This window comes from Tunicatimonas sp. (genome assembly GCF_049647865.1).
In the GTDB taxonomy this organism is placed as follows: Bacteria; Bacteroidota; Bacteroidia; order Cytophagales; family Cyclobacteriaceae; genus Tunicatimonas.
The window spans coordinates 1-2,897 of the sequence record NZ_JBARYM010000199.1 but is presented as its reverse complement, the minus strand read 5'-3'; the positions used below and the strand labels follow the sequence as shown (position 1 = coordinate 2,897).

Annotated in this window: 3 protein-coding genes and 1 pseudogene; all 4 read right to left on the bottom strand. The window is 41.5% G+C overall.

Annotated elements, in window-relative coordinates; translation table 11 throughout:
* Positions 1–500 (bottom strand): hypothetical protein (locus WBA23_RS06175; RefSeq protein ID WP_424581377.1); only part of this gene is annotated, 500 nt, incomplete at its 3' end.
* Between the two features lie 295 nt (positions 501–795).
* The gene (locus tag WBA23_RS06170) at positions 796–1,002 is read right to left on the bottom strand and encodes a hypothetical protein (RefSeq protein WP_424581376.1); all 207 of its coding nucleotides are present in this window, start codon (positions 1,000–1,002) and stop codon (positions 796–798) included.
* Between the two features lie 38 nt (positions 1,003–1,040).
* Positions 1,041–2,102 carry an AI-2E family transporter gene (locus tag WBA23_RS06165; protein ID WP_424581375.1) on the bottom strand — a complete coding sequence of 354 codons (1,062 nt, stop codon included), beginning with the start codon at positions 2,100–2,102 and terminating at the stop codon, positions 1,041–1,043.
* A 100-nt stretch (positions 2,103–2,202) separates the two neighbouring features.
* Positions 2,203–2,897, bottom strand: a pseudogene (locus WBA23_RS06160) (DNA gyrase/topoisomerase IV subunit A); the annotation flags it as partial.

The window sequence follows — 2,897 nt, the reverse complement described above, 5'->3', positions numbered from 1 at the left end:
ATATTATACACCTGGCTTTCCTGCTCTTTGATGATTTGCAGCAATTGTTCATCTTCTGAAACATCTTTCGTTGGCAAAGTGTCTACAATCTGCACAACAAACACCTCCGGCGATTCTAAATAGATTTCTTCTAATTGAATTTGTTTACCACGGTACACTTCCCAAAGATGTAATCCGCTTACGTTGAATGTAGGTACATAAATGCGGTAGTTGGTATAAGGGCCATTCAAATCATTAGTAATAGGTAGCCCGCTATGGTACGCTAAGTCAGTTAGACCAATTGTTCCTCCTAATAGGTTCAACTTTAGTTCACCAAAGTCTAGCTCAGGCATCCGTTCAGCATGAAACCGCTCTTTAGCGTATTCGCGAAATGCCACTAAAATGGATTCTCGTAGAATTTCATCACCAAAAAAGAAAAGCAATGACTGAAGCAATAAGATTAGCCCCACAATGCTGCCTGCAATCCACAAAAAAATAGAATGTGCTTTCTTCTTTTTCAAACCAAGTTCTCTTGAGTACCGAACAGCTGACTAGTGGATATTACGGTGGTAGTAGCTAAATAAAGGAATTATTTTAGATTTCACTAATACATTTACTATTGAAGGTTTAACGTGAGTTTTAGTGCAAACTCATGTCAATGGAGCCAAAAATTTATTAAATCAATAATTAGGGGTAAGCTACCAGTATCCAGCCTTTCTTATCAATGGTTTAGATAGAATAGCTAGCGAACTACTTGAAAAAACGCTTAACCAATAACTCTGGGTATACTAGCGAATTAAAGGGTCAACCATCGTGCTAACTTTTGCGTGAACTGGTCCACAAGATTATTCCTACAATCAGCACTACCACGCTAATAATAAGCGGAGTGTAATTGGCCTTGCTCACGACCACATCCAAACCTAGTACACTAAAGCTGTCGGAGTCTTCCAAGGCTTGCATTCCTGTTATGGTGGTGCTGACTAAGCCAACCAATGTAAGTATAATCCCTGTAGTACGTTTCATATATTAGTAGCTTTTACTGGCAAAATAGGGTAAATGATTTATTGACTATCGAGTTGTTTTTCGGGTTCTAGTTGAAAAGAATGATCGTCTAAAGCATCTTCTACGTACAATGTTTTTACCAGTATCATAACTATAGCAAATATTGGAGTAGCTAATATTAAGCCCAACGCTCCGCGAAAAACTCCCATCACTAATTGGGCGAACAGCACCATAGCCATGGGTAACGAAAGCTTATGCCGCTGAATGAGAGGAGTTAATAAATTACTCTCGATAATTTGAACACCTACGTAAACCGCAGCCGTCAAAAGCACAGTTTGCATACTTATGGTAGCGGCAATCAGCACTCCGGTTATGAGCGCAATTAGAGGGCCAAAATTTGGTACAAAGGCTAGCAATCCCGCCAGAATAGCTAATACTACCGCAAATGGCAATCCGATTATTTGCAACCCGCCCCAAGTGAGTACTGCTACAATCAACATAGATAGTAATTTACCCGAAAGCCAACTACGCAGCGTTTGCCCCAAGGTAGCTAAAACTGTTTCAGCCCGTGAGCGACCCGATTTGGGTACTAAATGGATTATTCCGCTCAGGTAGGGCTGGGGGGCGGCATAGATCAAAAAGCCCATAAAAAGAATAATATACACGTCAGCCAGCACTCCAAATACACCAAAAACCGTAGAGAAGAATTTCTTAGAATTGGAAGTCAACCGCTCGCGGACATCCTGCTGTTCAGCATACTGAACTAGTTGACTTCCCAAGGTGGTCTGCTGTAGTTGCTTTTTGACCTGCTCTACTGACTGTGGTAACTGCTGCTGAAGTTCTTGTGCCTGCCCCGTTACGTAAGGAAGCAATGCCCAACTTATACTACCCACGACGACTAGAAAACCTACCACCGCCAGAAGTTTGCACCAACCTTTAGAGATGGGTAAACGATGATCTAACCATCGAGCCATACTATCAAAGAACACTGCTACCAGTACCGCAGCAATTACAATAAGGATTACCGAAAAAATATGGCCGGTAAAAAGAAGTAATAAAATAACAAGGCTACCAATAGCCGCTACGATTAGTACTCGTTCAGTAAATTGTTGGCGACGCATCGTTGTATAGTTTAAAAAATTAGTCAACCCCCTTAAACTCAACCTTACAACCTACAATTAGTTATTTTTTATCTACCTCTTGAAGGAGTTCTATTTGATTTTATTTGAACAACTTCGACTGCCCATTTTTCTTACCCTTTAAGTCCCACACAACCTCGTCTCCCGTTGTTTTGTATTGATCTTTCTCACTGGTAATAGTGTTAGCCTCTTTACCATTTTCCTCTAGGGCAGCATTAGTCTGAGTAGCTAGCAGTTTGACATCTTTTACTTTATGCTTGCTGAGCCGATTTCCCTGCGCGCGCCAGCCCTTTATATCTACCAGCACATCCAAGTCAAAGGTTTGGTGCTCGTGTTTACGGCTTCCTTCCCGTATGAAGGTCAGGTCAATTTGAGGTTGGTGTTCGGTAGAAGCGACTAGTAGCTTAGAGCTACGAGCGTCTGTGATAAATGAGAACCGTCGGTCGGGAGTGGTGGTTTCTACTAAAAAGCGTTTTACGTAGTATTGCTTAGAGTTTCCATCGTAATATACCGCCGATATAGGTTTCTTTTCATCAAACTTCACTAGCAAAATAGCTTGGTTGGGATCAAACTTATTTGTGAGTTCGTAACTCTTTAGTTCGTAAGAGCCGTCTTTGAAGATTGCCATCAGTTTGTCGTCCCCTTCAAAAGTACCAAGGTAGCGACCACGCTCATCGGTATTTAGGGTGCCTACAATATCGTCGTACCAGATTTCAATGCCGCCTAATGTAGATTCACCATCCGCCGTTTTTTCTATTTTTCGTATCGGGTATTTAG